Here is a 3,937-nt window from a genome sequence, read left to right as displayed (position 1 = left end):
CAGTATATGACTATTGCCCGGGGGTTGATAGATACCGCGCTATTGGGTGCTTACCGTGAACAGATGGCAGTGCTGGATTTTCTAAGCCAGCAAGCAGGCCAAACAGCTAACCAGCATGCTTTGGACGAGGAATTTGCCATCCAGCGCTCGACCACGACCATCATGCTGCAGCGCCTGGAAAAGCGGGGCTTAATTAGGCGCCTGCCAGATCCCAATGATAAAAGGCAAAAACTGGTGCAGCTGACGAGTGAAGCTAATGAGCTCATCCCGCAGATCCGTGAAGAAATCAAAGACGATGATCTTGAACTCCTCCAGCAGTTCAGCAAGGAAGAATTAGCTACCGTCAGAAAGCTTTTAAAATACATTGCAGAAGAGGGGTAACAGTTTACACATGAATTCAAAAATTCCTAAAAAAGTCTACGCGGCCATTGTGGCAACAGGACTGATGTCCTTTAGCGGCGTCCTGGTGGAAACGGCAATGAACGTTGCCTTTCCAACCTTGATGAAACAGTTTGGCCTGGCCACTAATACAGTTCAGTGGATGACCTCGATTTACCTCTTGGTCATCTCCGTTATCGTGCCGCTTTCTGCTGTTTTGAAAAGTTCTTTTAAGACCAAGCAGCTCTTTGTTTCAGCCAACTTGCTCTTTTTCTTTGGCCTCTTGCTGGACGCCTTAGCGCCAAATTTCGCGATTCTGCTCCTGGGCCGGGCCATTCAAGGTCTGGGCACCGGGATTGCCTTGCCTTTGATGTTCAATATCATCCTTGAGCAGGTGCCAGCTGAAAAAATTGGCATCATGATGGGCTTTGGCAACTTGATCACGGGTGTTGCTCCTGCTCTTGGGCCAACTTTCGGTGGTTTGATCATCAACACTTTGGGCTGGCGCTATGTCTTCTTTTTCTTAATGCCTTTGATCATCTTGTCTCTCTTTTTAGGCCTTTACGGCATCCAGCAGAAGTCCAAGATCGTCAAGATCAAGCCGGACTTCTTGAGCATTATATTTATCGCTGTCCTTTTTGCCGGCGTCATTTATGGCTTCAGCAACCTTTCCTCTGGCAAATTGCTGACCAACCTGTTCCCAATCTTTATCGGTCTCTGCTCTTTGGGCTTTTTGCTGGGCCGGTCGAAAAAATTGGATCAGCCAATCCTGCACTTTGAAATCCTCAAGAACAAGTCCTTCAGCGTGCACTTGCTGGGCTTCCTCTTAATGCAGCTCTGTTCTCTGGGCAATGCCTTTCTTTTGCCCAACTATGTCCAGCTGGTCAATGGGGGAACGGCAACTCTGGCCGGCCTGGTCACCATGCCAGCTGGCATCATCGGAGCGGCCATGAGCGTGGTCGGCGGCCGTCTCTACGACGCTAAAGGGGCCAGAATGCCAATGATGACTGGTGTCAGCATGATGGCAGTTGAACTAATTGCTTTTGCCTGCTTGTCCCAGCACATGTCCAATCTTGTAATCTCCCTGGTCTACATCATCTATATGGCCGGGATGGGCATGACCGTCGGCTCAATCATGACTAACGGCCTGGCCAGCTTGAAGCCGAGCCAGTCAGCCCAGGGTAATGCCTTCTTGAACACCATCCAGCAATTTGCCGGCGCTATCGGGACTTCTTTGACTTCAGCCATCGTGGCCTTAAGCCAATCCCAGTACGGGTCAAAAGGCGCTCTCCCGACGGCAATCGGCACCCAGCACGCCTTTATTTTCCTGGCTGCGATCGTGATCTTCCTTTGGCTCATGTTCTACAAGAACGTGAAAACAGAAGGCGGGTCTAAATAATTAACGAACTAGCAAAAACTGTTAAAATACTAGATAGGTATTTTGACAGTTTTTATTTTGCAAGGAATGACAATGAACAAGAAGAAGTTACTTTTAATCGATGGCAATTCCGTGGCCTTCCGGGCCTTTTTCGCCATGTACCAGCAATTAGACAAGTTTAAAAATCCAGAAGGCCTCCACACCAACGCCCTTTATGCCTTTAAAAACATGCTGGACGTGGTCTTGAAGCAGGAAGATCCAAGCCATATTCTGGTGGCCTTTGACGCTGGTAAGACCACCTTCAGAACCGCCATGTACAAAGACTATAAGGGCGGCCGGGACAAGACCCCGGCAGAACTTTCTGAGCAGCTGCCTTACCTGCGCGAGATGCTCAAGGACATGGGGATCAAGAGCTACGAACTGGTCAACTACGAAGCCGACGACATTATTGGTACCATGGCTAAAAAAGGGGCCGAAGCCGGCTATGAAGTGGCCGTTGTTTCCGGAGACAAGGACTTGACCCAATTGGCAAGCGACCACGTGACCGTCTACGTGACCAAGTCCGGGGTAACCAAGCTGGAAGCTTTTACCCCAGACCATATGAAAGAAGTCAATGGGGTGACGCCGACCGAATTCATCGATATGAAGGCTTTGATGGGTGACCCGTCTGACAACTACCCAGGCGTGGCCAAGGTTGGCCCGAAGACTGCTTCTAAGCTTATCCAAGAATACGGCAGCGTGGAAAATCTGTATGACCACGTTGACGAAATGAAGAAGTCCAAGTTGAAGGAAAACCTGATCGCCGGCAAGGACAATGCCCTTTTGGGTAAAAAATTAGCCACCATCAACTGCGACAGTCCAGTAGAAGTGACCCTTGCTGATCTTGAATATCAAGGCAGCAATATCGACGACCTCCGCCGCTTCTATGAAAAGATGAACTTCCGTCGCTTTTTGGCTGACTTAGCCCAAAAAGGGGAATTGACTGAAAGCAAGACGGAAGTCAAAAAGCAGGACTACATCGTTCTCACTGCTGACAATTTAGACCAGCTGCCAAAGGCTGCTGAAGTCACTTTCTACCTGGCCATGTTTGGCGACAACTACCACCTGGCCGACTTCGCCGGCTTTGCCTTGAGAATTGGCGAGGAAACTTTCGTCAGCCGGGAAGTTACCTTGTTGCAGGAAAGCCCCTTGAAGGAAATGCTGGAAGATCCTGCCGTCCAAAAGAATGTCTTTGACTTGAAGCGGACCACTTACGGCCTCTACCGGCTGGGGATCAAGGCTGAATCTTTGACCTTTGACCTGCTTTTAGCTTCTTACCTGGTTGACAATGAGAAAAATTCCAACGACCTGGGTGAACTGGTCCAAGGCTACGACTACTATGATTTAAAGACCGACCTGGAAGTCTACGGGAAGGGGAAGAATGCTACGATTCCAGCAGATGATTCAGTCTTTTTCAACCACCTGGCCGGCAAGACCGCGGCTATCGCGGCTTTAAAGGACAGTCTTTTAAGCAAGCTGAAAGAGCACGAGCAAGACGACCTCTACGACTCGATCGAATTGCCAACGGCTCGCGTTTTGGCCAAGATGGAAATGAACGGGATCAAGGTCCAGCCTTCTCGCTTAAAGGAACTGGAAAACGACTTTGCTGTCCGTTTAAAGGACCTGGAAGAAAAAATCTACAAGGAAGCCGGGGAAGAATTCAACTTGAATTCACCAAAGCAGCTGGGCGTCATCCTTTTCGAAAAACTGGGCCTGCCAGTCATCAAGAAGACCAAGACCGGCTACTCCACTTCAGTTGAAGTCTTGAACCAATTAAAAGAACAAAGCCCAGTCGTCAGCGACATCCTGGAATACCGGCAGATTTCTAAGATCCAGTCTACCTACGTCAAGGGCCTCTTAGACGTCATCGATGAGCGTGACGGCCGCATCCACACCCGCTACCTGCAGACTCTGACGGCAACTGGCCGCCTGTCTTCAGTTGACCCTAACCTGCAAAACATCCCAACCAGAACGGAAGAAGGCAAGCAGATCAGAAAGGCCTTTGTCCCATCAAGTCCGGATGGCTATATCTATTCCTGCGACTATTCCCAAATCGAGCTCCGGGTTCTGGCCCATGTTTCAGAAGATCCGAACATGCAGGAAGCCTTCAAGACCGGCTACGACATTCACGCCCACACGGCC

The 3,937-nt window shown here is 49.7% G+C and carries 3 protein-coding genes; all 3 read left to right on the top strand.

Annotated elements, in window-relative coordinates; translation table 11 throughout:
- Positions 1-381: MarR family transcriptional regulator (locus ACI32D_RS00845; RefSeq protein ID WP_439774785.1), on the top strand; the 381-nt coding region annotated here is incomplete at its 5' end.
- 10 nt (positions 382-391) lie between these two features.
- Positions 392-1,777 carry a DHA2 family efflux MFS transporter permease subunit gene (locus ACI32D_RS00840; protein ID WP_439774784.1) on the top strand — a complete coding sequence of 462 codons (1,386 nt, stop codon included), beginning with the start codon at positions 392-394 and terminating at the stop codon, positions 1,775-1,777.
- Between the two features lie 72 nt (positions 1,778-1,849).
- Positions 1,850-3,937: DNA polymerase I (gene polA, locus ACI32D_RS00835; RefSeq protein WP_439774783.1), on the top strand; the 2,088-nt coding region annotated here is incomplete at its 3' end.

It is taken from the genome of Lactobacillus sp., assembly GCF_051873315.1.
In the GTDB taxonomy this organism is placed as follows: Bacteria; Bacillota; Bacilli; order Lactobacillales; family Lactobacillaceae; genus Lactobacillus.
The sequence above is the reverse complement of the archived record's forward strand: the minus strand, read 5'-3'. Positions and strand labels throughout refer to the sequence as shown.

Excerpts from the sequence above, each read along its gene's own strand:
- ACI32D_RS00840 (WP_439774784.1), top strand. The coding sequence starts at position 392 with ATGAATTCAAAAATTCCTAAAAAAGTCTACGCGGCCATTGTGGCAACA.